This window comes from Legionella rowbothamii, assembly GCF_900639985.1.
Lineage (GTDB): Bacteria > Pseudomonadota > Gammaproteobacteria > Legionellales > Legionellaceae > Legionella > Legionella rowbothamii.
Genome location: NZ_CAAAIM010000002.1, coordinates 149847 through 175202, shown reverse-complemented (window position 1 = coordinate 175202; position 25356 = coordinate 149847). Strand labels below are relative to the sequence as shown.

Here is a 25356-nt window from a genome sequence, read left to right as displayed (position 1 = left end):
GGTGAATAATTACAAATCTTTCATCCCAGTTATTAATTTTACACTAATTGGAAATAAATTTCGCTAGTTGGACATATTCAGAGACAGAAATTTGTTCTGGCCTCTTACTTCCATCTACGCCCAAATCATTTAGCTGATCCGCAGATATGATTCCTTTTAAATTATTATTCAGCGTCTTACGACGCATAGCAAAGGCACTTGCTACCAAACGCTCCAATTGCTCTACTGCAACAGGCTCAAATGGCGATATTTGATGTGGCACTAAACGAACAACAGCTGAGTCAACTTTCGGCTGAGGCTCAAACGCCTCAGGGGGCACATCGAATAAATACTCTACCTCACAATGATACTGCAACATCACGGATAAGCGTCCATAATTTTTGGTGCCCGGAATGGCGGCCATTCGTTCCACAACTTCTTTTTGTAACATAAAATGCATGTCTTCAATTGATGAAGCAAAGCCTAACAAATGGAATAATAATGGCGTGGAAATATTATACGGTAAATTACCGATAACCCGTAATCTTGGGCCAAATTGGGTATAATCAACGGTTAAAGCATCGGCAGCAATTAAATGTAAGTGGCTACCTGCTCCGGAGTAATCCAACCAGTGCTTTTGTAAATCCGTATCGATTTCAACAACCGTTAATTGCTTTATGCGTCGCAACAGCGGGATAGTTAATGCACCCAAACCAGGGCCAATTTCCAATAGATTATCTTCTGGCTGAGGATTAATAGATCCCAAGATGTCCTCAATAACATGCATGCTTTGCAGAAAATTTTGGCCAAAACGTTTACGTGGTATGTGCTTCACTGTAGGCACTCAAAAGAAATAAAAATGGATTATATCCTGCTTATGGGGTAGGAGCAAAATTGCATGGCCAATAGCACATCATCGCGCACAGCACGGGAGCCGCAACGCTTAATATGGAGCCCTATTCAGAAGGCGCTTCGGCGTAAACTTCCCAGAATCCCCGGCATACCACAATTTAATTGTGCTAGCTCTAGCATAAATCTTAATATGGAGTAAAATTCGGGCACAATGAATAAGGTTAGGATGAGTCATGGCCTATAGAAAAATGTTAAAATCAAAAATTCATCGCGCGACAGTGACCGAAGCGGATTTGGATTATGAAGGCAGTATCACTATTTCCCCAGAATTACTTAAGGCAGCAAACATACTTCCTTATGAAGCAGTAAATGTCTGGAATGTTACCGCAGGCACGCGCTTTGAAACGTATGCGATTACCGGTGAATCCGGTTCTACAAATATTTGTGTGAATGGCGCTGCGGCACACTTGGTAACCCCAGGTGATTTAATCATTATCGCCACCTTCTCCCAAGTTTTGGAAGAAGATTGTGCGCAAGTAAATCCAACCGTGGTATTTGTAGACCAATTCAATCGTATTCGCGAAACCCGACCAGAGCGTGCTGGAGTAAAAGCCAGAGAATTAGAAGAAGCATAACTAATCTATATAGCCTTGGGCAGTGCAGCGTAGTCAAGGCTTAGTGAATTTAACCTCTGCTAGGAAAAGCTTAATTACGCTGCACCGCACCAAGGTTACGAATAATTATGTCAGCAAATATTTTGCCACATTTATTGGAGCTTCGACGCCGTAGCATTTTAATTTTGCTCTGGTTTGCTGTTCTATTTGCTGCATTTTTTTTCATGGCCAATGAGTTATTTCAAGTACTAGTAAGCCCTCTACTGCATACACTTTTAGCAGATAACGAATTAATTGTAACGCAAATTGCCTCTCCGGTATTTACTCCCTTAAAGCTTGCAGCCGATGCAGCCCTGCTATTAACCGCACCTTTTGCCTTGTTTCATCTTTGGCGTTTTATTAGTCCAGGATTATATCAAAAAGAACAGCGGGCTTTGCGTAGCGCCTTGATTCTAAGTCTACTGCTGTTTCTTGCCGGAGTTACCTTTTGTTATTACTTAGTGCTGCCATTTATGTTTCAATTTTTTATTCACGCCTTGCCTAAAGGGGTGCGTTATATGCCTGATATGGCCTATGCTTTGGACTTTATTACGCGGATGCTTTTGCTCTTTGGGCTTTGTTTCCAAGTGCCATTAATTTGTCTAACGCTGGTTCGTTTAACACTTCTTGACGTTGCTACCCTAAAAAAAATCCGTCCTTATGTCATTGTGGGGGCTTTTATTATTGGGATGCTACTGACCCCTCCCGATGTTTTTTCACAAATTATGCTTGCGGTACCCCTGTGCTTGCTTTATGAAACAGGAATTATCCTCACGATTTATTTTGTCTAAAAGATCAATGAGCTTGCAACATCACATACCCACTCGGTGATTTTAGCCTATAATTTGATCATGAGTTGGACAAATTAATGGTGGAAAAAATGAGTGATGGAAAACTTAATGAGAAAATTTCTCGACTAGAACAGCAAGTTCGTAGCGCCCATGATCATTATCAAGGTCTCGCGGAAGAACACCGGCTGCTAAAAATCGTAATTGATAAAGCACCAAGAAAAATCATGGCGATGAAACGACTCATTAATTTATATAATCAAAAAATTGAGGAAGCGCAAAGCAACGACAAGCAACTCGAGGAAGTGATTCTCGAACAAAATAGGCTAAGTATGATCAATCAACGAAGAGACTTGGCTCATCATCAAGCTGCATGTGAAAGACTCCTGCCAGAAGTCGGTGCAAAGCTAATTAGCGCCCGAGCAAAACACAGTGCTTTATCTCAAGACCTAGCAACAGCGAAAAATATTTTGCAACAAAAACAGGCATCATCTACTTTATTTGCGACTCAACAAGGACGAAAAAATGAAGATCTCTCCCCAAGTGAGACGCAAGAACAACGCCAGCACAATCGCTCGGTTTAGCCTGATTGCTTACACCAAATAGCATATTCTCGTAGGTCGGGCCCATGGCCCGACGTTCTGTTCTCCTTAAAAGCCAACAGGCGAACTTCATCATTCGAACCTGCCATACCATAGGCCCGGCCTACAAGATGACTTCCTAGAGACCTACACAAATGCGCTTAATTACAAGCAACAAAGCGACACTCAAGATAAATTTATTTTGACCGATATCTGGTGTAAGGCGCCAAAAAAAGGACATCACATGAATAAAACAGCTCGCTTTAATATTGGGGATTTAGTCATTCATAAACACAGCCGTTATCGAGCAATTATTGTAGATGTGGATCCGTTGTTCCAAGCTTCTGGACGATATAACCCTCAAGCTCCGCAACGGGAATTTACCACACGAAATCCTTGGTATCGTTTGTTAGTGGATGATAGCAGTCAAATGACTTATGTTGAGGAATGTATGCTCGTAGAAGATACGAGTGAGTTGCCTATTAATAATCCGAATCTGGCGATGTATCTTAAAGAACGTGGTGGACAGTATCATAATCTTAACGCCAAGCATTAATAGAATCCAGCGACTTTATGCAGGGTTAGTGTAATCAAGGTTTTCCTAAGTATCTGGCTAAGGGAACCTTGATTACATCTAGGCTACGTGTGACGTAGCGTGAATACTAATATGGCGATGAAGCCAATGAGGACCAAGGCTAAAACACCCAGAGTAAAAAAACTGTTACTTAAATTTGCTCTACTGAACTGCTCAGGATTCCCCTTAATTGAACGGTACAGAATGAACAAAATCAAACCAGCCCCAACTAATCCTAGAATTTCATAAAGTGTTTGCATGAAACCTCTCCTTATTTCGTTTCAAAACTAAATGCATCCGAGAATAAATGCTCTGGGGATGCACCGCGCTCGACTAAAGTATCACGGATACTATAAACCATATCAAAAGGTCCGCTGATGACAATTTGCCAATCAGCTATATCCTGTGCATGTCGCGATAGAACCAAAGAAACCAGTGGATCAGAATTCTCTTCAGAAAGCGCCGAAAAATAATTAAAGCGCTCCACATGAGCCTGCCAACTACTGATTTTTTCATCCATGTACAAATCATTTTGCATTCGCGCGCCCCAATAAAGCTCAAAGGGCCGCTTGTCTCCGTTCGATAATAAATGCTCAATCATCGCCTTTATCGGAGCAAAACCTGTCCCACCGGCAATAAATAATATTGGGCGCTGTTCATCCAAACGCTCAATACAACAATCACCAAACGGTAAATTAATAGTAACACTTCCGTGTTCTTTTATATGCGCAAATAAGCGTTGATTGTATGGATTTTCCTGGCTGTGGCGAATGTGCAATTCATAACGATGCGAACCTAAAGGCGCATTAGCAATGGAATAACTAAATGCCTCCGTTCCCAGAATAATTTGTAAATACTGCCCTGCATAATAATCCACGTATTTTTCGGGGGCTAACACCAACTGCATAATACTATCCGTCAGCGGCGTAATTTGCTCAACCCGGGCCTTGATGTTGTTTTTACTCATGCACCCAACCCCAATAACGACCAGTAACCATTAACTTTATCTAATATCTCTTCATCCATAACAATTGGAACGCCCCACTCACGCTGGGTTTCCCCTGGCCATTTATTGGTAGCATCCATCCCCATTTTCGAACCTAGGCCCGAAACAGGTGAAGCAAAATCAAGATAGTCTATAGGGGTATTATCGACCATTACCGTATCCCGCGCTGGATCCATACGGGTGGTCATTGCCCAAATCACATCCTGCCAGTTACGTGCATCAACATCATCATCACAAACAATAACAAATTTGGTGTACATAAATTGACGTAAGAAAGACCATACCGCCATCATTATTCGTTTTGCATGCCCTGGATATTGCTTTTTGATGGTAACCACTGCCAAACGATAAGAACAGCCTTCTGGGGGCAAATAAAAATCAACAATTTCTGGGAATTGCTTTTGCAATAAAGGAATGAAAACCTCATTAAGCGCCACACCTAAAATCGCGGGCTCATCCGGTGGACGACCCGTATAGGTACTATGATAAATAGGTTGCTCGCGATGCGTAATACGTTCAACAGTAAAGATTGGGAATGATTGTACTTCATTATAATAACCGGTGTGATCGCCATAAGGTCCTTCAGGAGCCTCGACTCCAGGTTCCAAATAGCCTTCCAAAACAATCTCCGCACTGGCGGGCACATGTAAGTCATTGCCAATACAACGGGTCAAACGTGTTCGTTGGCCACGTAATAAGCCTGCAAAAGCATATTCGGATAAGGTATCTGGAATTGGGGTCACTGCCGCTAAAATCGTTGCCGGATCTGCGCCCAGTGTCACTGCTATCGGAAAACGCTCTCCAGGATAAGCTTGTTGCCATGCTTGATAATCCAAGGCACCGCCACGATGCGATAACCAGCGCATGATCAATTGATTTTTATTTAATAATTGCTGCCGGTAAATACCCATATTCTCACGGCTTTGATGTGGGCCTTTAGTCGTAACTAAACCCCAAGTAATTAGTGGTGCAGCATCTCCAGGCCAACAGGTTTGAATCGGTAAAGTGGTTAAGTCCACCTCATCTTTTTCCCATACATGAGTTTGACACTCAGCACCACTTACTATTTTCGGAGCCATATGGAGTGCCTGCTTGAGCAATGGCAATTTATTAAATGCGTCTTTAAATCCCTTAGGTGGCTCCGGCTCTTTTAAGGCGGCTAATAATTTCCCCACCTCTCTTAAGGCACTGATGCTTTCTTCGCCCATACCCAGAGCAACTCGTTCTACGGTACCAAAGAGATTCGTTAAAACAGGCATCTGATGATGAGTGGTGTTGGTGAAGAGTAAAGCAGGGCCGCCAGCACGTAAAACTCGGTCGCTTACGGTGGTCATTTCAAGATAAGGAGATACTGGATACTCAATCCGTTTTAATAAATTACGTGATTCAAGTTGGGTAATAAAGTCTCTTAGGTCAGAGTATTTCATGGAAAATCCCTTCGAACAGCCTTAGGGGGCTTTGGGGCATTGCTATTAGTTAAAGATTATATTTATAAATTGTAGATTGGGCCTCGGCTCCAACAAGAGCTCAAGCCACACGAGAACTCAATGTTGGGCCATCGGCCCAACCTACACTATACCCTCAAAACCCAACCTACATAAAATGAATTACTCTTGACGTTTCATTGCATCAAAGAATTCAGCATTGGTCTTATGGTTCTTCATGCGCTCAATCAAGAACTCAATTGCATCACATTCATCCATAGATTGGAGAATCTTGCGTAGAATCCAAGTACGTTGTAAGTCTTCTGGGCTTAATAAGAGATCTTCACGACGTGTACCAGAACGGTTAATGTTGATCGCAGGGAATACACGACGCTCAGCAATATTACGGCTCAAGTGGATTTCCATGTTACCGGTACCCTTGAACTCTTCATAAATTACTTCGTCCATCTTAGAACCGGTGTCAACCAGAGCTGTAGCAATAATGGTTAAACTACCGCCTTCTTCGATGTTACGTGCAGCACCGTATAAACGCTTAGGTCTTTGTAATGCATTTGCATCCACACCCCCCGTTAATACTTTTCCTGAAGAAGGAATTACAGTGTTGTAGGCACGGGCTAAACGAGTAATCGAGTCTAATAAAATAACTACGTCACGCTTATGCTCAACTAGACGCTTCGCTTTCTCAATAACCATTTCCGCAACTTGAACATGGCGATTAGCTGGTTCATCAAAAGTACTGGCAACCACTTCACCTTTAACGGAGCGTTGCATCTCAGTAACTTCCTCAGGACGCTCATCAATTAATAAAACAATGAGGTAACATTCTGGATAATTTTTTTCTATAGAGCGAGCAATGTTTTGTAACATTAATGTTTTACCCGCTTTCGGCGGAGAAACAATCAATCCACGTTGGCCACGACCAAAAGGAGCACATAAATCCACCACCCGGGCGGTCAGATCTTCTGTACTACCATTGCCCTGCTCCATAACTAAGCGCTCGGAAGCAAATAAAGGAGTAAGGTTTTCGAAAAGAATCTTTCGCTTAGCACTGTCAGGTGAATCATAGTTAATTTCATCAACCTTCAACAGGGCAAAATAACGTTCACTGTCTTTAGGTGGACGAATTTTTCCTGAAATTGTATCGCCAGAACGCAGACCAAAACGTCTGATTTGGCTGGGCGATACATAGATGTCGTCTGGACCGGCCAAATAAGAACCATCTGCAGAGCGCAAGAAACCAAAACCATCAGTCAGGACTTCTAAAACACCATCACCATGGATGTCAGCTCCCTTTAAGGCATGAGCCTTAAGAATAGCAAAAATAATTTCTTGTTTGCGCATACGGGAAGGATTTTCGACACCTATCTCTTGGGCGATATTAAAGAGATCGGCAATAGGTAATTGCTTAAGTTCGCTAAGATTCATACTTCTCACTTGATTTGTTGTTTAAGATTGGTTTATCCGAGAAAATTTATAAATTTAAGAAAGCAGCTAAGGATTCTGCTGCTTATGTAACATGACTCTATTCCAGCATGTCACATAAACAAACAGTATCACAGCTTTAAATTAAGATCCAACATTATTTATAAAGAATAATGAATATTTACACGTGGCTTTCAACAAAAGCACTTAATTGAGACTTAGATAAATAGCCCATCTTAACTGCTTCCACTTGGCCATTTTTAAATATAATCAGTGTAGGAATACTCATTACACCGAATTTTGCTGGAGCTTGTGGATTTTCATCAATATTAATTTTTGCAAAAGAAATATCTGCACCATGAGTTGCAGCCACTTCTTCTAATACAGGTGTTAATGCACGGCAAGGACCACACCATTCAGCCCAAAAATCCACTAATACTGGCTTATTTGCATTAATCACATCTTGATCAAAGCTTGCGTCAGTTACCGTTTTAATATGTTCACTCATGTGTAAACCTCAGTTATTTGGAATTCTTTAGGATCAAAACAAACCCTAATCCAATCTATTATAGATCACCGCCCACAGCTTGCAACACACTTAACACAGTAATTGCCGCAGTTTCCGTGCGCAATATCCGTGGACCTAGAGATAAAGGTTGAAATCCTTGGGCACAAGCCGTGGTAATTTCATCGTCACTTAACCCTCCTTCTGGGCCAATCAGTAAGCTAATACTCGTATTGCCAAGACGATAATCACGCCAGGTTTTATTGGTCCCCGGATGCAAAATTAATTTTAATGCTGCCTGAGCTTCCTGAAGATACTGCGTTAAGCTCAATGGCTGGTGTACTTGGGGGACAGTATTTCGACCGGATTGTTCACAGGCGGCAATAACTATAGACTGCCACTGATGTAACTTTTTCGCCATGCGTTCTTTATCTAGTTTAACCACACAACGCGCGGTAATAATGGGTGTAATGCTGCTTACGCCTAACTCAACGGCTTTTTGCATGACGAACTCCATCCGCTCCCCTTTAGAAATAGCTTGCGCGAGATGGATGTGCAGTGGCGATTCTTTGCTCACTTCAGCCATAGCATCAATCATGACGATAACCTGCTTTTTTTTCACCGCCTGAATGGTTGCGGTAAACTCGCGATTACCTCCAGAAAACAGGGTCAAGAGCTCTCCTGCTTGCATGCGCAAGACCACCCCAACATGCTGACTTGCCTCTGGTGATAATTCTAAAAGCTGGCCACATTGATAATCACCCGGTTGATAAATACGAACTGTTCTCACTCTGATTAGCTTCCTAAATGCTTGATAAGCCCACTAAGTTAATTTATTTCCGATTTTTTACAAGAGCCACGTACGGAATAATTATACCCTGTGTTAAAATTTTCCTTTTTAATTCGAGGAATCTGAATACTATGAGCACAATGCGTATCGAATCAGACAGTATGGGTGAAATTGAAGTCCCAGCAGATAAATATTGGGGGGCACAAACCGAGCGTTCGCTACATCACTTTAATATTGGCAAAGACATTATGCCACGCGAAGTGACTCATGCTTTTGGTATTTTGAAAAAAGCAGCAGCCCTCACCAATTTGGATTTAGGTAAATTACCTCAAGATAAGGCAGATTTAATCGTTAAAGCCGCAGATGAAGTGAGTAAAGGCTTATTGGATGCACATTTTCCGTTACATGTGTGGCAGACAGGAAGTGGCACCCAATCGAATATGAATGCCAATGAAGTTATTTCCAACCGTGCGATTGAAATGGCAGGTGGAGTCATGGGTAGTAAAGCACCTGTTCATCCGAATGATCATGTGAATATGTCCCAGTCATCGAATGACACCTTCCCCACAGCTATGCATATTGCGGCAGCAGTTGCGTTGAACGAAAAATTAATTCCTACCGTTAAAAACCTCCGCAATGTATTTGCTGCAAAAATGGAAGCCTTTAAAGATATCGTGAAAATCGGCCGAACTCATTTACAAGATGCAGTACCCATTACTTTAGGTCAAGAATTTTCTGGCTATGTGGCTCAGCTTGATGCTTGCATCAAACGCTTAGAAGCAGTACTTCCTGAATTATATGAACTTGCTGCAGGTGGCACCGCGGTTGGAACGGGCTTAAATACCCATCCGCAGTTTGCCACTAAAGTAGCAGAGCACATTGCTCAAATCACGAAATTGCCCTTTGTCAGTGCTGAAAATAAATTCGCCGCTCTTGCCTCACATGAGCCTTTAGTCTTTGCGCACGGAGCAATGAAAACTTTAGCCTGTGCTCTGATGAAAATAGCTAATGATATTCGTTGGTTAGCTTCCGGCCCTCGTTGCGGAATTGGTGAGCTCACTATTCCTGAAAATGAGCCTGGTTCATCGATTATGCCTGGTAAAGTGAATCCTACTCAATCTGAAGCCATGACTATGGTCTGTGCTCAAGTATTGGGCAATGATACGGCTATTGGTATCGCAGACAGTCAGGGAAATTTTGAGTTAAATGTGTTTAAGCCGGTTATGATTTTTAACTTCCTGCATTCACTTAACCTCTTAACCGATACTTGCCATTCCTTCCAAGAATTTTGCGCTGAAGGTATTGAACCTAATCGCACAGTGATTGATTACTACCTGCATCATTCCTTAATGTTAGTTACCGCATTGAATCAGCATATTGGCTATGATAAAGCCGCTAAAATTGCGAAAACGGCCCATCAGGATAATTCTTCACTACAAGAAGCAGCGGTGAAGTTAGGTTACTTAACTGCTGAGCGTTTTGCAGAGTTGGTCCGTCCGGAGAAAATGATTGCTCCTGAGTAATCATTTTCCTAGCCCGTATTCGCGCCGCGTAATACGAGGATTTGCCCCAGAACATCCCGTATTAAGGCTTCGTCTAATACGGGCTACCTTCCCCATTAAACTTATCTCTATCTTTCTACAGTAAAAATTTCTTGAAATTGAGTGTCATTCTATTGCATAGTTGCTCGCCTTAGCTGCATGCTGCTAGGAAAAAAGATACTAATATTTAATTTTAACAGGATTTATTATGGGAAAAAGCTTAATTCCTTCTGCAAAAAAAGACCATAAAAACGCGAAAACCGTTCACAATGAGATGTATCGTGACGATGGCAAAAAAGCAACTCTTTTTGGAAATCGCACTACCCGTTCCAAGGCAAATAAAGAATTAATTGACGATTCATTGCTGAGAGAGCCGCTTGAGGACTCATCGTTTAAACCTTAATTTCGCCCAGACGAAAATAGCATGGGATCAATGCCTGATTTCGGCACCGATCCCGTATTATGCAACACGAATATAGCTTCAATCCTGGTGCGATTTAGTCACCACGCCATAAGTTAGTCTTCACCAAATCCAAAACCGTATCCCCTTGACCATTAATAATGGCTTTTAACATATACAAACTAAAGCCTTTAACTTGAGCGGCCTCAATACTAGGCGGCACGATTAATTCATTACGATGCACCACTACATCAACGACGACTGGGCCATCATGAGCAAATGCCGTATGTAAATCACTATTTAAAGTTTCGGCGCTCTCCACGCGAATACCCTTAATCCCCACGGCTTCTGCCATTGCGGCAAAATTAGGATTTACTAAAGTAGTAGCGTAATCCAACATCCCACCAACATGCATCTCCATTTCCACAAAACCTAAAGCACCATTATTAAAGATAATGACTTTAATCGGAAGTTTATGTTGAACCAACGTTAAAATATCACCCATTAGCATGGAAAACCCGCCATCCCCACACAGCGCAATCACTTGGCGGTCGGGGTAACTTGCTTGAGCACCTATTGCTTGGGAAAGCGCATTAGCCATTGAGCCATGGTTAAATGAACCTAACAGTCGTCTTTGCCCATTCATCGTTAAATAACGCGCAGCCCAAACAGTTGGCGTCCCAACATCAGCAGTAAAAACCGTATCGTCTTCAGCAATCATGCTTACACAATGAGCTAAATATTGTGGATGTAGGGGGGAGTGATCCGGTGTAGGACTTGCCAGAACATCTAAGCCTTGACGCGCTTTGAGGTAATGGGCTCTTGCTTTGTCTAAATGACTACTGTCCTCTTTGATATTCAGTAAAGGAGTTAAGGCTTTTAGGGTACAGGCAATATCACCCACTGCCCCAACATTAATCTCTACTCGTTTACCTAATTGCTCACCATGCAAATCAATTTGGATAACCTGTGCCTTAGTAGGATAAAATTGCCGGTAGGGAAAACTGGTTCCTAACAAGAGTAAGGTATCGCAAGCTTCCATGGCATGGTAACCAGAAGAAAACCCGATAAATCCCGTCATTCCGACATCATACGGGTTATTCGGCTCAATAAATGGTTTCCCGCGGACGGTATGAATTACCGGGGCTTTGAGGGTATGACACAAGAGCATTAATTCCTCGTGTGCGTCTGCTGCGCCAATACCACAAAAAATGGTAATATTTTTAGCGGCATTGAGGCGTTCGGCAATATCTTTTAATATCGAGTCAGGAGGGATAACCTTGGGACGTACACTGGCGATACGCTTTCTGCTTGCCTCAAAACGAGCCTGTTGCAGTGCAACATCTCCTGAAATAACCAACACGGCAACATCTGATTTAGCCTTAGCAGCCTGGATGGCCATATTCAGTAAGCGCGGCATTTGCTCTGCAGAATTGACTACCTCACAAAAACAACTGCACTCCTTAAATAAAATATTGGGGTGAGTTTCTTGGAAATAATCCCCACCCACCTCCGCACTGGGAATGTGCGCCGCAATTGCCAAGACAGGAATTTTGCTGCGATGGCAATCATAAAGGCCATTGATTAAATGCAAATTACCTGGGCCACAGCTGCCCGCGCAAACAGTCAACTCCCCTGTTAATTGTGCTTCAGCTCCAGCAGCAAAAGCACCGCTCTCCTCATGACGAACATGCACCCATTGTATGTCTTTGTATTTTTGCAAAGCATTCGTAATCCCATTTAACGAATCTCCTACAATTCCATAAATACGTTTGACGCCTTCATTATTTAAGGTATCCACCAATACTTCTGCTACGTTCGTCATTGCACGCTCCTTGATACAATTTAATTATTAGTTTAGTACAGAGGAGAACATAAGGGATTTTTAAGTTATACACTCACAGCGATCCGAGGTTCCATGGCTTGTCCACAGAATCCTGGTATGGGGTAAGATTCCGCGGACAAGCCGCGGGATCTTAGGTTGCGATTGCTCTTATTGAATTACTGGAATCTGAGGAGCTGCTTTACGCACTGGTCCAGGTGTTGCTTTTTGAGTAGGATCTTTAGAGGCATAAGATTTTTGTACTGGTTTTGCTTTATGCTTCTGTTGCACTACTTTTTTGTTTTGTTCCATAGGTACATAACGAGTATCTACATGATCGTGGCGTTGCATATCCCAGCTGCACGCGGTTAAACCGAATGTTAAAGCAGCCCCCAAGAAACCACATTTAATTAAGTTATAATTTATCATCATTTGCTCCCTGCTTTTTTGTTAACTTATTAAATATAAGTGATAAAAATCAAAATCACCACCAAAAACTAAGAAGATTTTGTTTTTTCACATAACCGCCCTATAATCAAACAGATTTATCACTTACTAAAGGATTACCCGCATGATTTACCCAAACATACTCGATACCATTGGCAACACCCCTGTTGTAAAAATTAATCGCCTGGGCCACGAATTAGATTGTGAACTTTATGCTAAGTGTGAATTCTTTAACCCCGGTGGTTCGGTTAAAGACCGTATTGGTTATGAAATGGTAGTTAATGCTGAAAAAGATGGCTTGATTAAACCAGGCTATACATTGATTGAGCCCACTTCTGGGAATACCGGTATTGGTATCGCTCTAGCTGGTGCTGTTTTAGGATATAAAGTAATTATTACTATGCCAGAGAAAATGAGCCAAGAAAAACAATCTGTCTTGGAACGTCTGGGTGCAAAAATATACAGGACTCCCACTGAAGCTGCTTATAATGATCCTGAAAGCCACATTTCTCTAGCTAAAAGACTACAAGCAGAAATTCCCAACTCCTATATTTTAGATCAATACGCTAACCCCAATAATCCTAATGCACATTATCGTGGCACAGCCCAAGAAATCATTGATGATTTTGGTATGGACTTACACATGGTCGTTGCAGGTGTAGGCACTGGCGGAACAATTACTGGCATTGCCAAACGCATAAAAGAATACAATCCTGCCATTAAAATTATCGGCATTGATCCAGAAGGCTCAATTTTAGGCGGGGGTGCTGAAATTAAATCCTATCAAGTAGAAGGAATTGGCTATGATTTCTTCCCTGAGGTATTAGACAATAAGTTAATTGATCAATACATCAAAACCAATGATGAAAACTCATTCCATATGGCAAGACAACTGATACGCGATGAAGGTTTATTAGTCGGTGGGTCTTCTGGTGCGGCAATGTGGGGCGCATTACAAGCAGCCAAAACATTAAAGAAAGGACAAAAATGCTTAGTGATCCTACCAGATTCTATTCGTAACTACATGTCTAAATTTGCAAATGATGAGTGGATGAAAGCACAGAATTTTCTTTGATGTGTAAGTAGCCCGTATTGCGACATTGTCTAATACGGGCTACTTATACCTCTCTTACAATAGTTTAATGAGCTTTAACGGAAGCGTTAACTGGTGTATTTTCTATCCGGTCAAACAACTCTTCTTTATCCACTGCACCGACAATCACCCAGCTTGCTAAGGCATTAGTCAACAATTGCACCATTCGTTTTTCTGAGCTGACAGGAGCTGTGGCAATAATAGGATGAGCATCTTGCTCTAAACGGGTAATGAAACCGGCGTTATATTCTTGCTCAGGAAGAAAACTAATATATAAATCCCTTAGTTGCGTAGAAGAGAGCTCGCCTGCAGCCACCATACTTAAAAAAGCATTCCGTTGTTGCTCATAGGCATGTAAAAGCTCTCGATTTTCCGCAGAAATTGCCGTTATGATGTCATTCATTTTCCCTTCTTGCTCATTTGGCATTAGCATTGGTTTCGTGCTAATCGCTAACTGTCCTACAAAGGTAAAATCAGCTTTTCGTTTTACTTCAGGATAATATTTATCTCCTTGTACTTGTAAACGAAGTGCAGGCTGATCGTTATCGACAACACCGTCACGTCTTCTAAGCTCGTGATCCGGTTCTTTAAAAGATAAAGTAATCGCAATATTTAAACTATCTTCTAACGCTTTTAAAGCAACTGGAGGCATAACCGTTTTCATATCCCGTAAATAACTTTTAGCAGTGTCTTTAGGCACTTTAGCAAAAACATCTCGATAAACCAGATTTAAGTGATCTTCATATAATTTATCAACCGTTAATTGACGTAATACATAAGCCATACTTTCAACTAACTCTGATTTACGAGAATTACTAAGCAATCGCCCCATACGCTCTTTAGGCGTCAGGTAGGCGTCATTAACTGCATGCTGAGGGAAATACTGATAGAAACGACCTAATACTTTTTTCAAAACAGCATCATTAATAGGCGAGTTATTTTGTAAATAATCAATTAACGCCACGGCCACAGCATGAAATTGCTCGCCGCCGACATTAATACATTCATATTCTTTGCCCTGGTTTTGTGCATTTTCCGCAGGAGCTCTAAAGAATCCACTAGTACTGCGTGCCACCATAACGCGCCCCTTAATTACCAATTTAAGTCCATTCTAATGAATCTAAATTAAGGAAATATTAACTAATGATTTGTTTGTTCAGATATTAGTCATTATTTTCAAAATAAAATATTCCCTATAAAATAAACCTCAGCACCATAATTCTAGACCATTTGCCCACACTTTACCCAGCTTGACTTAATTTAATAATATTTAAAGGAGCTAAAGAGGAACATGGAACAATATCAGGATGATAATTGGATTCGTACCCAAGAACTGTTACAGCATTCTCGTGAATTTATTGCCTATTTTGAATTGGCAGAAGCAAAAATGGATGCTTGGCGGCAAGAAATTGAACAGCATGCGCTGCGTCTACAACAACAGCAAGAGTCTATCAGCCTATTAACTGACAAATCTTTGGCTCAAATTAACCAGCATCGAGATCAATTAATACAGCATTTTAATAAACAATTAACCCCCTATGCTCCAGATCAATTTCAACGCATTGCCCATGAAAGCTGCGAGCTCGTGAAACAGACGGCTAATGATGCAGTGCATAAAAGTAATAAATTATTGCATAGCTTTCAATTACGCTTTAATTTTTTTGCTGTGCTTATTACTATTTTAACGGCGTTTATTGTCGTTCTTTATCTTAACGGTGAACTTCCATGGGAAATGCATCATGTTGCCCAAAATGAGCGCCAAGCTGGGCGGATGTTATTACAGGTATGGCCGAAATTAAGCCAAGAAGAAAAAACAAAGATATTAGCCTATATTAATCGTTCCTAACCAGGTTAGGAACGTATTATAAGGAACATAGATCACTCCAAACTGAATAAGGGATGACGTGTTCGCTTAAATTAGCATCATTAAGTAAACAGCTACTAAGGATCTAGCATTGCTCTCTTTCATTGCCATTTCTATTTATTTAATTTTAATCTTTGCCTTGAGCGGCCACTATCTGCCCCGCCTTATTAAACAAGGACGCATTAGCCAATGGAAAAAAACATTGCATATCGATGAACATGAGCGAGTTTTTCACCAATTATACCACCATGCAAATGGATTCCTCTTGTCCCAACAAGCACGGCAAAAAAGTGATTCACTCGATTATGTTTATGGTGAAATTAAATTTTTACCCTTCTTAGCACTTTTTTCACTAACTCAGCCCGACGAACAAACTGTATTTTATGATCTCGGCTGTGGGGTAGGAAAGGCAGTGCTCGCTTGCGCAATGGTTTATCCTATATCTAAAAGTGTAGGAATAGAAATCCTACCACAACTTTATTTTAATGCCTGCAGACAAGTAGATTATTTAGCTCAATTGTCCGGTTATGCAGAACAAACAAAGAAGATTGAATTTATTTTAGGGGATTTTCTGGAAGTAAATTTAGATGAGGCGACAATTATTTTTATTAATTCAACCTCATTTTTCGGCCCAACCTGGGAAAAAATTTGTGCCCGGCTGGAGCAATTACCCAATCTGAAAGTTGTCATCACTACCAGCAAAACCTTACCTGGCAAGTACTTTAAGGTAATTTTGCAAACGCAAATTGAAATGAGCTGGGGGGTGGTTTTTGCCTATATACATGCGCGAAAAAAGAGTAAATACTAACTGTCTTGAAAACATTGAATAATTTTTTACCCGATCTATACTTATAGAACAAGGGCATTGTCCGCACCTAAATCTGTAATGGTGACAGACTTTGGAACAAGCGACAATCACGAGGTGGGTATGATTAAATCGGAGCTCATAGAACACATTGCTGCTCGAATGACGCATCTTACTGAAAAACAAGTAGCGGATGGGATTAATAAGATATTAGAACTAATGAGTGATGCACTCGTTAAAAATCAGCGGATTGAAATTCGTGGCTTTGGTAGCTTTTCGCTACATTATCGTCCGCCACGTAATGCCCACAATCCAAAAACAGGGGAAAAAGTAGTGACTAAGGCTAAATACAGCCCACACTTTAAACCAGGTAAAGAATTACGTGAACGTGTTGATATGTCTCGTTCACAGTACGAATTGCCAGCTGAGGAAGAATAGGGAACGGGATGTAAATTTCATTGTCGCGATGAGCGGCATTGGCCTCATTTAATTAATGGCGTCAAGTGCCGCGTGAAAGCTGGACTGAAAAGCCCAGCAACGATAATTCGATGAGCTTATTGCTGGGCTTCACAGCCCAGTCTATTTTCGAGTTTTCTTTAAGTCCGTGGCAAAGTGACGCCTGTCTGTCCTTGGTATTTACCACCACGGTCGCGGTAGGAAACAGCGCAAACTTCGCTTGCTTCCAGAAATAGCATTTGTGCAACGCCTTCATGAGCATAAATTTTTGCAGGTAGGGGCGTGGTATTCGAAAATTCCAAGGTTACATGCCCCTCCCACTCAGGCTCTAAGGGAGTAACATTAACAATAATGCCACAACGTGCATAAGTGGATTTACCCAAACAAATAGTCAATACATTTCGTGGGATACGGAAATACTCGACTGTGCGCGCTAAAGCAAAAGAATTTGGTGGAATAATGCATACATCGGATTCCACATCCACAAAACTATTTTCATCAAATGCCTTCGGATCAACGATAGACGAATTGATATTAGTAAAGATCTTAAACTCCCTTGAACAGCGCACATCGTATCCATAACTGGATACCCCATAAGAAATAATTCGTCCACCAGCATTTTCACGTACTTGGTTCGACTCGAATGGAGAAATCATTCCATGTTCAAGCGCCATTTTTTCAATCCATCTATCTGACTTAATCGACACGATGAAACCTCATAATTTTTTCAAAAAAGAAGTTCTATCATAAAAAACAAATAAACGAAAGGGGAAGCTACAAAGCGAGAGGAGCAGCAGTTTAGATGAAAATTATAAAAAACGCTGAAACATCATCAAACTGCAAGCAATACCTTTGCAGTTTGCTCATTATTTTTTCGCCATCTTCGCTAAAATATCCCCCAGCTCCATAGGCATCGGAAATACAATCGTCGAGTTATTCGTTCCGGCAATTGCCGCTAAAGTTTGTAAATAACGGAGCTGCATCGCCTCCGGCTGTTGTGCTAAGACTTGCGATGCTTGCAGTAATTTTGCTGAAGCTTGTAATTCCCCTTCGGCATGAATTACTTTGGCACGGCGTTCTCGTTCAGCTTCAGCTTGTTTGGCTATTGCACGGATCATACTTTCATCCAAATCTACATGCTTGATTTCCACATTGGACACTTTGATGCCCCAATTATCCGTTTGCGCATCGAGTATTTTTTGCACATCGCTATTCAATCGCTCGCGCTCAGAAAGCATTTCATCAAGCTCATGCTGTCCCAAGACAGAACGCAAAGTGGTTTGCGCCAGCTGGCTGGTGGCTTCATAATAATTTTCCACTTGAATAATCGCATTCTCTGGAGCAACAACCCGAAAATAAAGCACCGCATTTACCCGTACGGAGACGTTATCCTTCGAAATCACATCCTGACTCGGTACATCCATAACAATGGTACGTAAATCCACCCGCACTACTTGCTGAATCACTGGAATAATTAGTACTAATCCAGGGCCTTTAACCCGCCAAAAACGTCCGAGCATAAACACGACACCCCGCTCATACTCTCGAAAAACCTTAACTGCAGATATTAATAGCAGCAGGATGGCTGCAAAAATTACCCCTAAAAAAGGTCCCATCTCATTCTCCTTGTGTTCCCGTTTCTTCCTCAACATGCAACACTAATCCTGAAGATCCAACCACAATGACCGGCTTGCCTGCAGCAATAAAGTGGCGTGATGAAGCACTCCAAATTTCACCGTGGATTATCACTTGTCCCTTCATATTAATATCCCCAAATGCTTGCCCCTGCCCACCAATTAAGACCTCCACTCCATGCCTAAGCTTTTGATGCCGGGCTCTAACCACACTACCTAAAAGAATAATGAAAATAATAATATTAACCATAGCCATTCCCAAAATTGCTGACCAGGCAACATGGAAGGTATGTTCAGGGCCATCTATGAGCATGATTGAACCAATAAGAAATGCAATCGTCCCCCCAACTCCCAAGGAGCCAAAAGCAGGTAAAAAGGCTTCGGCAATAATAAATCCAATTCCCACAATAATAAGTAAAAAGCCGGCATAATTCACCGGTAATAGCTGCAGTGCATAAAAGGCTATAAGAAGAGCAATAGCCCCGATGACACCGGGCAGTACAAAACCGGGATTAACTAATTCGAAGAAAATACCATAGATACCCAAGAGCAGTAGCAGATAGGCCACTGTAGGATCAGTTATTAAAGATAAGAAATAGGTACGCCAATCCGGATTTATTCGTTGTATTTGGGGATTGGTAGTATTCAGGGTTATTTTTTGATTATTTTGAGTAACAACCATCCCATTGAGCTGAGCGAATAAATCCTGCTCATCCTTAGCAATAAAATTAATCACTTTTTGTTTTAAGGCCTCTGTTGAGGTGAGCGTTTCTGCATTTATTACCGCTTTTTGCGCAAATACGGGATCACGTCCTCGTAATTGTGCCAGAGAACGTATGGTTGCCACCGCATCATTAGTTACTTTCTTATTCATAATATCTGAATGCTGGCCAAATTCTGAGGCTCCTGAAAACTGGGCGCTAATATTAACGGGACTTGCAGCACCTAATTGAGTTCCAGGCGCCATAGCTGCTAAGGTTGCCGCATATAATATATAGGTTCCGGCACTGGCGGCACGAGCACCAGTAGGACTGACATAAACGACAATGGGAACTTTAGAGGCTAAAAAGGTTTGCACGATGGTTCGCATCGACTCATTAAGTCCTCCTGGGGTATCAAGAAGTACCAGGATTAAATCTGCATGTTGTGCTTGGGTTACATCACGTACGATGTAATCGGCAGTAGCAGGACCTATGGAACCTTTAATGCTTAGTTCTACTATTTTTACGGCATAAGACGATGAAGAGTAAATAAAAACAATAAGAAATATGGCGATTATATTTTTAACTAAAAACAGATAACGCATAGCCATCCTTTATGCGAAGCATTATATGTTTAAAGATAGCACAAAGAATGTAGCCTGGTTGCATGCCACTAATGGCGTTGACTTAAAGAAAAAGATAGCGTAATGCGTAGGCTAGGCTGACAAGCCCAGCCTACATTAATTAGAAATAAACGCCTATTTGTGCTGAAACAGTGTCAGCAGAACGCCCGGTTCCTAGTGTCGGCGCATTGATAACACCTGCTGGAGCATTACCATTAGCAAAGTTATTTTTCCCGTAATCCATATCATGTCGGTACTCAAGACTTTCAACAGTATCTTTCCAAATAGAGATGTTATATACCCCGATAATACGTTGCTGAGGTAAGTTCAACGCTAAAGCATCCTTAGTCCATTGATAACCGATGCCAATCGATGACGGACGATTAAAGCTCTTAAAGGTCATCCCAAATTCGGTTTCCAAAGCTTGAGGCCTGGCTCCACGTGCATTGAAGCTTAAATCTTGAGCTCTAAATGGCTGAGTTACCCCTACCCATTCTGCCGTCAAGTTAAAGCGGTCAAAACCTAGGTTACCATACACATCCACCGCTTGGGTTTTGCGAACAATTTCACTTCCATGCAATAAGGAACCAAAACCACCAAATGTTCCAGGATTTGCGGCGGTATTTTGCATACCTGATGAATCGGCTATCGAACTAATATAGCTCGCACCAACTTCCCCAGTAATATCATTTACAGCAAAAGAATAACCTAAGTTAGCGCCACCTACACCAGATTTTCCTGACTGGGTGTCACTGCGATAAATATAAACTGCAGCAAAAGGTCCGCGATCCGTTTGTGATTTATATCCTAAAATAAATGGCCGGGTCTTAGTACGTGCTAAATTCATAGTAAGCGGAGCACTTACCATCGAGCTCGAGTAACGCCCGAACGGGGCATATAATTGTCCTGCTGTAAAATAAAATGGTGTTTTATCTAAGTTACCAATATTCACAAATCCCAAGTTCAAACTGAAAGCGGAGTTATTGATGCGAGGACCAATTTCCGGTGGGCTCTCATCATAAGCAATCGACATATAAGCTTCAACATTCTGATTCAGGGCGGCAGCTACGGCTAATTCACTGGAGCCTAAAGTTAAATCCGTATTCGTTTCGCCCATGTAAGATGAGTTAACCATGCCTATAGGCTCGGCTTTACCACTAATTGCAATAATAGGGCGTTCAGGAATCGGATAACCAATCTGTTTATAAGCATCATATAAACGACGGCGCTGCTGCATTAAGCGAATATCACGGTTAATACTTGAAATGTTAACAATATAATCTGAACCATCAAATGCGGGTCGCGATCCCAAGTATGGGGAAGTGACTACTGGGGTGCCGGCAATATAAGTAACAACTCGATTATCAGCTACTAACGCGGTAGGATAAAAACCGATAGATGCTGGTTTCGCCTCCGGCGCATGAACCGTAACTGGGGAAGAATGGTATCTAATTAACTTACTTTTTCCACGGTCTGTGTGCTGTTTATCTGCAACTTGCGGCGCATCAACCTTTGTCGAGCGCGGGGTGGCGGCAGCTTTTTGAGAACGAGCGGGCGCAGCAGAATGTTTTGTTGTGTGTGTTACTAGTTTTTTTTGTAAAGCAATTAATTGTGATTGCAGTTGTTGTGTTTGCTTTTGTAAACGTTCTATTTCACGTTCCAACTGTTGATCATTTTCCGCATAGAGTGGCGATGAAAAACAGACTAAAGCCAATACAAGTTTTTTAATCTTCATGCGGCTACTCCTGTTTATTATTTTTTACTTCCACACAGGGTGTGGCCAGAAAGTATATCTTGTGAATTTAATGATGACTAGAGCTAAATTAAAACTTAATTGAAAAAATAATGGACAAGATAGTTGTCGCCATCCATAGATTATATAAATTCCTTTTTATCTTAAATGTAAAAAACGACATGCCTTAGGCAGGCTCATAAAAATCTTTTAGGAGAATGGAGGATGTGCGTCCCGTCTTAGCCGAACTCGTAATACGGGAGCAATGTGACATAAGTAGCCGTATTTACGTTACACTAATACGGCTACTTGTTTGATAACTTATGCGTTACCTACGTATTTCAGACCGAAATAAGGACCAAAGAGCCCGTAGTTGACAGCGTGAGTTGGAGCATTTGGTAATTGGAACGATTGTGTAGTCAGTGCATTGAAGTAGTTAATCGCTTGATACCCCGCATCAATGTTTATAGTCCCTTCCCAGAAATCATGCGCATAATTCAAGCCTAGTTTTGCTTCTAAGCTTGGAACAATCGCTTTCTTACGAGAATAAAAATTCGCATAAATAGCATGAAGATTATCAACGACGAAACCCTCATGATAACGTGTGGTTCCAACCAGGATGGAACCAGTACCATTGGCAGTTACGCTTAAACCATTAAATAAGGCATAAGAGTAATCAATTCCGGTAACAGGACCAAAACCTTTAAAATCGGTATTATCAAATACAGAAACCGTTGAACCAAACTGCAGCGGAATTAAAGGATAGTTTAGATAGTTAGTTGCATTAGATTGAATGTTTGCATATTGCATACCTCCAAAGAAACGCATTTTCTTTCTGACACTAACATCAACATGCTGACCCAAGACGATATTCGCTTGATCAAATTGATCACGGCTTTCGTAATTTGCTGGAACTTGTATAACAGTCGCCGGAGGAACCACCAAAGGAGCTACAATATTATTGAAATCTGCTTTAGAGTTTAAATGGGTCCAGTTTACAGTAACATCATTACCTGTGTTGAAGTAGAACGATCCCATTACCCGGAAGCCCCAGCTCCACTGATCACGTACGTCAGCCACTTCTGAACTAACACTCGTTGTCAAGCTTGGAACAAACTGTAGGCTTTTTTGAGCGCCGTAGATAGGACGCATGTACAGTGCTTCAGCCCCTAATTCCCATTTTCTTGCATCACAAGGAACAGTAACATTTCCAGGTGTACATACAGGCCCCATAGCGCCAGCAGCCGCATAGCCACTTGCTACCAATCCCAATACAGCAATAGTTGTCTTTTTTAGCATAAAAACTCCGTTTGAAAAAAAGCCCATCAATTGGCGACGGGCTTCACTAGGCCTATTTACACATCACGTACTTGTCATTACATCCAAGAAAGTAATCATGTAAACAAACCCTAAGATCTTAATCAATTAAGAAATTAAACATTACCAATATACTTCAAGCCAAAATACGGACCTGAAGCACCAAAATCTGATCTTTCAGCAATCAATGCGGGGCTAACCTGTCTGTTTGGGCTAAAATAATTAAACCACATATAACCAGCATCCAGGGTAATATCACCTTGCGCCATTGCGTATGTATAGTTAACTCCCAATTTAGCTTCTAACTCGGGAACAAGTGCCGTTGTAGAAAAACGAAATGGGGTAACCGTACCTCCGGGAACAATGGATCCAGATACAGAATGGAAACCATCATCATTAAACTTAGCAGTACCGACTAAAACAGCAGCTGCCCCCTTGGCATAAACACCAAAGCCATTGCCAAACTCATAGGCCATATCAAGACCTGTGCGTGGACCAAAACCATTATACACAGAAACAACTTGGAAATTTTCGGTAACCGGCGTACCTGAAACGGCTAATTTTGTAACGTCCACATCCGTCGTTGGCTTGATTCGCGCAAATTGGAAACCACCATGGAAACGCATTTTTTTATTCGCGCTAAAGTCAACAAATTGACCTAGCTCACCATTAACAGCATCCCATTTCACTTTTTCTTTTGAAAAGACATCAATTGCAGAAAACAGGAGTGGGTTAAGCAGAATATCATGAGCACTTGAATCTAAATGGTACCAGGTTAATGTAAAATCATTACCGCTGTTAAAATGGTACGAACCTTCGAGCTGAAAACCCCAGCTCCATTGCCCACCTTGATCATTGAACTCGTTTGGATCGGCGGCGGTTGGATAATAAGCAAAATCGTGATTTACAGTGGTTTGTAGATAGAGAGCATGTCCACCAACGCCCCATGCTGTTTTGGCGCAAGGAACTGTAACATTACCCGGGGTGCAAACAGGCCCCATGGTGCCAGCGAATACGGCGCTGCAGCCATAGGCAAGAGCAGCTATCGCTGTTTGTTTCAGGTTTAACATGCATATCTCCACTTTCTTATTAGGGCCTGTTTACACGGCCTATAATTTCCGTTTATAGCTCATTCTAACTAGAAACTAAATTTTTTAGCAAGGGTACATTCTCGCGCTATAAAAGCACTGCACCTCGCCAAATTATCCCCGATCAACTTTAACAAAGTCAACATAATCACCGAAATATCTTGAAGGATAATCTTTAAATATTTACCACATACTTTAATCCGAAATAAAGACCTGAAATACTTAAATCACTTGATCTATTTTCTGAAGTAACTGTTTGATTATTTGCTAGATTCTTAATTATATTTTGATTTCTTAATGGATTAAAATAATTCACCCACAAATAGCCTAAATCAAAAAGGAAATCCCCTCGCTTAGTTGGATAACTATAGGTAAGCCCTACACTAGCCTCAAGCTCTGGAACGATCGCAGAATAGGAACTATGCACAGAAGTTAATGGCTCGGCCAACCCCCTAGCATGTGACTTAATCGAACCGACCAGTAATGCCGTAGCTGCTTTAGCATACAGACTAAATCCATCAGCCAGAATATAATCCATATCAATACCCGTACGCGGTCCAAAACCATTAAACGAAGTAGTGTAATTAAGATTTTGGGGGGCAGGTATGCTGTCTGCATCAACCAAAGCTAAAAAATCTGCAGGCAGAATAAATGCCACCCTTGCATCCATTGTATTTTTCAGCCTGGCAAATTGAAAACCACCATGAAAGCGATAGTTAACATCACGTGAAAGCGTGACGAATTGGCCCATCTCACCATTTACGGCATCCCATTGGGTTTTCAATGCTAAACGTACATTCAGTGGATCAAATTCACCAAAAGGATTAAATTTTAAACTCCCGTTAGCACCATCCAAATGATACCACTTAAGCGTTACATCATTACCCGTGTTAAATAAATAGGATGCCTCTAATTGAAAACCCCACCCCCATTGTCCACCAAGGCCATTATAAATATCATTGTCTCCTCGAGGATAATAGGAAAATGTTTGATTAAAATTTGTTTGTAAATACAGCGCATTGGCCGCCAAACTCCATGCCGTTTGATTGCATGGTACGGTCATAGTTCCTGGCGAACACACAGGCCCCATGGTACCTGCAAAAAGCACTCCACTGCCAAAGGTGAGTACGAGAAGGATTATTCTTTTTAAAATAAGCATCCCAGGTCTCCATGTTTTTATAAATATTATCAAAATTCTCTTTATTGCCTTTGTACAAAAAATATACGGACAACCACGC

At 41.4% G+C, this 25356-nt stretch carries 27 protein-coding genes; 10 read left to right on the top strand and 17 right to left on the bottom strand.

All coding sequences use genetic code 11. The features are described 5' to 3' along the window. Positions 1 to 43 precede the first annotated feature (43 nt). Positions 44 to 814 carry a 16S rRNA (adenine(1518)-N(6)/adenine(1519)-N(6))-dimethyltransferase RsmA gene (gene rsmA, locus E1P08_RS05995; RefSeq protein ID WP_133136120.1) on the bottom strand — a complete coding sequence of 257 codons (771 nt, stop codon included), beginning with the start codon at positions 812 to 814 and terminating at the stop codon, positions 44 to 46. Between the two features lie 250 nt (positions 815 to 1064). On the opposite strand from rsmA, the gene panD reads away from it, so the two are divergent. From panD to hspQ, 4 genes are all read left to right on the top strand, one after another. After that, the gene (gene panD, locus E1P08_RS05990) at positions 1065 to 1466 is read left to right on the top strand and encodes an aspartate 1-decarboxylase (RefSeq protein WP_133136119.1); all 402 of its coding nucleotides are present in this window, start codon (positions 1065 to 1067) and stop codon (positions 1464 to 1466) included. A gap of 107 nt (positions 1467 to 1573) precedes the next feature. Further along, entirely contained in the window at positions 1574 to 2275 is a 702-nt protein-coding gene (gene tatC / locus E1P08_RS05985; RefSeq protein WP_165485102.1) for a twin-arginine translocase subunit TatC, read from the top strand. Between the two features lie 89 nt (positions 2276 to 2364). Then, a complete protein-coding gene (locus E1P08_RS05980) occupies positions 2365 to 2856 on the top strand; it encodes a hypothetical protein (RefSeq protein WP_133136118.1) in 492 nt (163 codons plus the stop codon). Between the two features lie 241 nt (positions 2857 to 3097). Beyond that, positions 3098 to 3409 (top strand): heat shock protein HspQ, encoded by a 312-nt coding sequence (gene hspQ / locus E1P08_RS05975; RefSeq protein ID WP_133136117.1) that lies wholly within the window; start codon positions 3098 to 3100, stop codon positions 3407 to 3409. Positions 3410 to 3492: 83 nt separating this feature from the next. On the opposite strand, the gene E1P08_RS05970 is transcribed toward hspQ, so the two are convergent. From E1P08_RS05970 to E1P08_RS05945, 6 genes are all read right to left on the bottom strand, one after another. Continuing rightward, positions 3493 to 3687 (bottom strand): hypothetical protein, encoded by a 195-nt coding sequence (locus tag E1P08_RS05970; RefSeq protein WP_133136116.1) that lies wholly within the window; start codon positions 3685 to 3687, stop codon positions 3493 to 3495. A gap of 11 nt (positions 3688 to 3698) precedes the next feature. Continuing rightward, on the bottom strand, positions 3699 to 4394 hold the full coding sequence (locus tag E1P08_RS05965) for an NAD(P)H-flavin reductase (RefSeq protein WP_133136115.1): 696 nt from the start codon (positions 4392 to 4394) through the stop codon (positions 3699 to 3701). Next, positions 4391 to 5860 (bottom strand): 4-hydroxy-3-polyprenylbenzoate decarboxylase, encoded by a 1470-nt coding sequence (gene ubiD, locus E1P08_RS05960; RefSeq protein WP_133136114.1) that lies wholly within the window; start codon positions 5858 to 5860, stop codon positions 4391 to 4393. The genes E1P08_RS05965 and ubiD overlap by 4 nt, the downstream gene beginning before the upstream one ends. Positions 5861 to 6040: 180 nt before the next feature. Further along, a complete protein-coding gene (rho, locus tag E1P08_RS05955) occupies positions 6041 to 7303 on the bottom strand; it encodes a transcription termination factor Rho (protein ID WP_006869409.1) in 1263 nt (420 codons plus the stop codon). 178 nt (positions 7304 to 7481) lie between these two features. Next, entirely contained in the window at positions 7482 to 7808 is a 327-nt protein-coding gene (gene trxA, locus E1P08_RS05950) for a thioredoxin (protein WP_058534143.1), read from the bottom strand. Positions 7809 to 7866: 58 nt separating this feature from the next. After that, positions 7867 to 8595 carry a 16S rRNA (uracil(1498)-N(3))-methyltransferase gene (locus E1P08_RS05945; protein WP_133136113.1) on the bottom strand — a complete coding sequence of 243 codons (729 nt, stop codon included), beginning with the start codon at positions 8593 to 8595 and terminating at the stop codon, positions 7867 to 7869. A gap of 131 nt (positions 8596 to 8726) precedes the next feature. Here E1P08_RS05945 and fumC point away from each other — a divergent pair, with 131 nt between their 5' ends. Then, complete coding sequence (gene fumC / locus E1P08_RS05940; RefSeq protein WP_133136112.1) at positions 8727 to 10118, top strand: class II fumarate hydratase; 1392 nt, start codon at positions 8727 to 8729, stop codon at positions 10116 to 10118. A gap of 226 nt (positions 10119 to 10344) precedes the next feature. Continuing rightward, positions 10345 to 10539, top strand: coding sequence for a hypothetical protein (locus E1P08_RS05935; protein WP_133136111.1), 195 nt, complete (start codon positions 10345 to 10347; stop codon positions 10537 to 10539). A 94-nt stretch (positions 10540 to 10633) separates the two neighbouring features. Here the strand turns inward: E1P08_RS05935 and poxB are convergent, their stop codons facing one another. Beyond that, the gene (gene poxB, locus E1P08_RS05930; RefSeq protein WP_133136110.1) at positions 10634 to 12361 is read right to left on the bottom strand and encodes a ubiquinone-dependent pyruvate dehydrogenase; all 1728 of its coding nucleotides are present in this window, start codon (positions 12359 to 12361) and stop codon (positions 10634 to 10636) included. Between the two features lie 168 nt (positions 12362 to 12529). Beyond that, on the bottom strand, positions 12530 to 12790 hold the full coding sequence (locus E1P08_RS05925) for a hypothetical protein (RefSeq protein WP_242602393.1): 261 nt from the start codon (positions 12788 to 12790) through the stop codon (positions 12530 to 12532). A 139-nt stretch (positions 12791 to 12929) separates the two neighbouring features. Here E1P08_RS05925 and E1P08_RS05920 point away from each other — a divergent pair, with 139 nt between their 5' ends. Continuing rightward, entirely contained in the window at positions 12930 to 13880 is a 951-nt protein-coding gene (locus E1P08_RS05920; RefSeq protein ID WP_133136109.1) for a pyridoxal-phosphate dependent enzyme, read from the top strand. A 64-nt stretch (positions 13881 to 13944) separates the two neighbouring features. On the opposite strand, the gene E1P08_RS17325 is transcribed toward E1P08_RS05920, so the two are convergent. Continuing rightward, on the bottom strand, positions 13945 to 14976 hold the full coding sequence (locus tag E1P08_RS17325) for a hypothetical protein (RefSeq protein WP_207387339.1): 1032 nt from the start codon (positions 14974 to 14976) through the stop codon (positions 13945 to 13947). A gap of 213 nt (positions 14977 to 15189) precedes the next feature. Between E1P08_RS17325 and E1P08_RS05910 the strand changes: the two genes are divergently transcribed. The 3 genes from E1P08_RS05910 to E1P08_RS05900 all read left to right on the top strand — a co-directional run bounded on the left by E1P08_RS05910 (position 15190) and on the right by E1P08_RS05900 (position 17005). Next, positions 15190 to 15744: a hypothetical protein gene (locus E1P08_RS05910; RefSeq protein ID WP_133136108.1), complete on the top strand. Its 555-nt coding sequence runs from the start codon at positions 15190 to 15192 to the stop codon at positions 15742 to 15744. A gap of 109 nt (positions 15745 to 15853) precedes the next feature. Next, a complete protein-coding gene (locus E1P08_RS05905) occupies positions 15854 to 16570 on the top strand; it encodes a class I SAM-dependent methyltransferase (protein ID WP_133136107.1) in 717 nt (238 codons plus the stop codon). Positions 16571 to 16690: 120 nt separating this feature from the next. Next, on the top strand, positions 16691 to 17005 hold the full coding sequence (locus E1P08_RS05900) for an integration host factor subunit beta (protein ID WP_058534152.1): 315 nt from the start codon (positions 16691 to 16693) through the stop codon (positions 17003 to 17005). Positions 17006 to 17163: 158 nt separating this feature from the next. Here the strand turns inward: E1P08_RS05900 and dcd are convergent, their stop codons facing one another. The 7 genes from dcd to E1P08_RS05865 form a co-directional block, all read right to left on the bottom strand. Continuing rightward, on the bottom strand, positions 17164 to 17730 hold the full coding sequence (gene dcd / locus E1P08_RS05895; protein WP_133136106.1) for a dCTP deaminase: 567 nt from the start codon (positions 17728 to 17730) through the stop codon (positions 17164 to 17166). 159 nt (positions 17731 to 17889) lie between these two features. Further along, positions 17890 to 18639: a slipin family protein gene (locus E1P08_RS05890; RefSeq protein WP_133136105.1), complete on the bottom strand. Its 750-nt coding sequence runs from the start codon at positions 18637 to 18639 to the stop codon at positions 17890 to 17892. A 1-nt stretch (position 18640) separates the two neighbouring features. Continuing rightward, complete coding sequence (locus tag E1P08_RS05885) at positions 18641 to 19963, bottom strand: NfeD family protein (RefSeq protein WP_133136104.1); 1323 nt, start codon at positions 19961 to 19963, stop codon at positions 18641 to 18643. A gap of 139 nt (positions 19964 to 20102) precedes the next feature. Next, the gene (locus tag E1P08_RS05880; protein ID WP_133136103.1) at positions 20103 to 21716 is read right to left on the bottom strand and encodes an LbtU family siderophore porin; all 1614 of its coding nucleotides are present in this window, start codon (positions 21714 to 21716) and stop codon (positions 20103 to 20105) included. Between the two features lie 318 nt (positions 21717 to 22034). Beyond that, the gene (locus E1P08_RS05875; protein ID WP_133136102.1) at positions 22035 to 23012 is read right to left on the bottom strand and encodes an Lpg1974 family pore-forming outer membrane protein; all 978 of its coding nucleotides are present in this window, start codon (positions 23010 to 23012) and stop codon (positions 22035 to 22037) included. A gap of 134 nt (positions 23013 to 23146) precedes the next feature. After that, on the bottom strand, positions 23147 to 24100 hold the full coding sequence (locus E1P08_RS05870; RefSeq protein WP_133136101.1) for an Lpg1974 family pore-forming outer membrane protein: 954 nt from the start codon (positions 24098 to 24100) through the stop codon (positions 23147 to 23149). 193 nt (positions 24101 to 24293) lie between these two features. After that, positions 24294 to 25277: an Lpg1974 family pore-forming outer membrane protein gene (locus tag E1P08_RS05865; RefSeq protein WP_133136100.1), complete on the bottom strand. Its 984-nt coding sequence runs from the start codon at positions 25275 to 25277 to the stop codon at positions 24294 to 24296. Between the last annotated feature and the right edge of the window lie 79 nt (positions 25278 to 25356).

Excerpts from the sequence above, each read along its gene's own strand:
- tatC (WP_165485102.1), top strand. The coding sequence starts at position 1,574 with ATGTCAGCAAATATTTTGCCACATTTATTGGAGCTTCGACGCCGTAGC.
- E1P08_RS05900 (WP_058534152.1), top strand. The coding sequence starts at position 16,691 with ATGATTAAATCGGAGCTCATAGAACACATTGCTGCTCGAATGACGCAT.
- E1P08_RS05970 (WP_133136116.1), bottom strand. The coding sequence starts at position 3,687 with ATGCAAACACTTTATGAAATTCTAGGATTAGTTGGGGCTGGTTTGATT.
- E1P08_RS05925 (WP_242602393.1), bottom strand. The coding sequence starts at position 12,790 with ATGATGATAAATTATAACTTAATTAAATGTGGTTTCTTGGGGGCTGCT.
- fumC (WP_133136112.1), top strand. The coding sequence starts at position 8,727 with ATGAGCACAATGCGTATCGAATCAGACAGTATGGGTGAAATTGAAGTC.
- rho (WP_006869409.1), bottom strand. The coding sequence starts at position 7,303 with ATGAATCTTAGCGAACTTAAGCAATTACCTATTGCCGATCTCTTTAAT.
- hspQ (WP_133136117.1), top strand. The coding sequence starts at position 3,098 with ATGAATAAAACAGCTCGCTTTAATATTGGGGATTTAGTCATTCATAAA.
- panD (WP_133136119.1), top strand. The coding sequence starts at position 1,065 with ATGGCCTATAGAAAAATGTTAAAATCAAAAATTCATCGCGCGACAGTG.
- E1P08_RS05890 (WP_133136105.1), bottom strand. The coding sequence starts at position 18,639 with ATGGGACCTTTTTTAGGGGTAATTTTTGCAGCCATCCTGCTGCTATTA.
- trxA (WP_058534143.1), bottom strand. The coding sequence starts at position 7,808 with ATGAGTGAACATATTAAAACGGTAACTGACGCAAGCTTTGATCAAGAT.
- E1P08_RS05865 (WP_133136100.1), bottom strand. The coding sequence starts at position 25,277 with ATGCTTATTTTAAAAAGAATAATCCTTCTCGTACTCACCTTTGGCAGT.
- E1P08_RS17325 (WP_207387339.1), bottom strand. The coding sequence starts at position 14,976 with ATGGTGGCACGCAGTACTAGTGGATTCTTTAGAGCTCCTGCGGAAAAT.
- E1P08_RS05910 (WP_133136108.1), top strand. The coding sequence starts at position 15,190 with ATGGAACAATATCAGGATGATAATTGGATTCGTACCCAAGAACTGTTA.
- E1P08_RS05920 (WP_133136109.1), top strand. The coding sequence starts at position 12,930 with ATGATTTACCCAAACATACTCGATACCATTGGCAACACCCCTGTTGTA.
- ubiD (WP_133136114.1), bottom strand. The coding sequence starts at position 5,860 with ATGAAATACTCTGACCTAAGAGACTTTATTACCCAACTTGAATCACGT.
- E1P08_RS05965 (WP_133136115.1), bottom strand. The coding sequence starts at position 4,394 with ATGAGTAAAAACAACATCAAGGCCCGGGTTGAGCAAATTACGCCGCTG.
- E1P08_RS05870 (WP_133136101.1), bottom strand. The coding sequence starts at position 24,100 with ATGTTAAACCTGAAACAAACAGCGATAGCTGCTCTTGCCTATGGCTGC.
- E1P08_RS05980 (WP_133136118.1), top strand. The coding sequence starts at position 2,365 with ATGAGTGATGGAAAACTTAATGAGAAAATTTCTCGACTAGAACAGCAA.
- E1P08_RS05885 (WP_133136104.1), bottom strand. The coding sequence starts at position 19,963 with ATGCGTTATCTGTTTTTAGTTAAAAATATAATCGCCATATTTCTTATT.
- E1P08_RS05880 (WP_133136103.1), bottom strand. The coding sequence starts at position 21,716 with ATGAAGATTAAAAAACTTGTATTGGCTTTAGTCTGTTTTTCATCGCCA.
- E1P08_RS05935 (WP_133136111.1), top strand. The coding sequence starts at position 10,345 with ATGGGAAAAAGCTTAATTCCTTCTGCAAAAAAAGACCATAAAAACGCG.
- poxB (WP_133136110.1), bottom strand. The coding sequence starts at position 12,361 with ATGACGAACGTAGCAGAAGTATTGGTGGATACCTTAAATAATGAAGGC.
- E1P08_RS05875 (WP_133136102.1), bottom strand. The coding sequence starts at position 23,012 with ATGCTAAAAAAGACAACTATTGCTGTATTGGGATTGGTAGCAAGTGGC.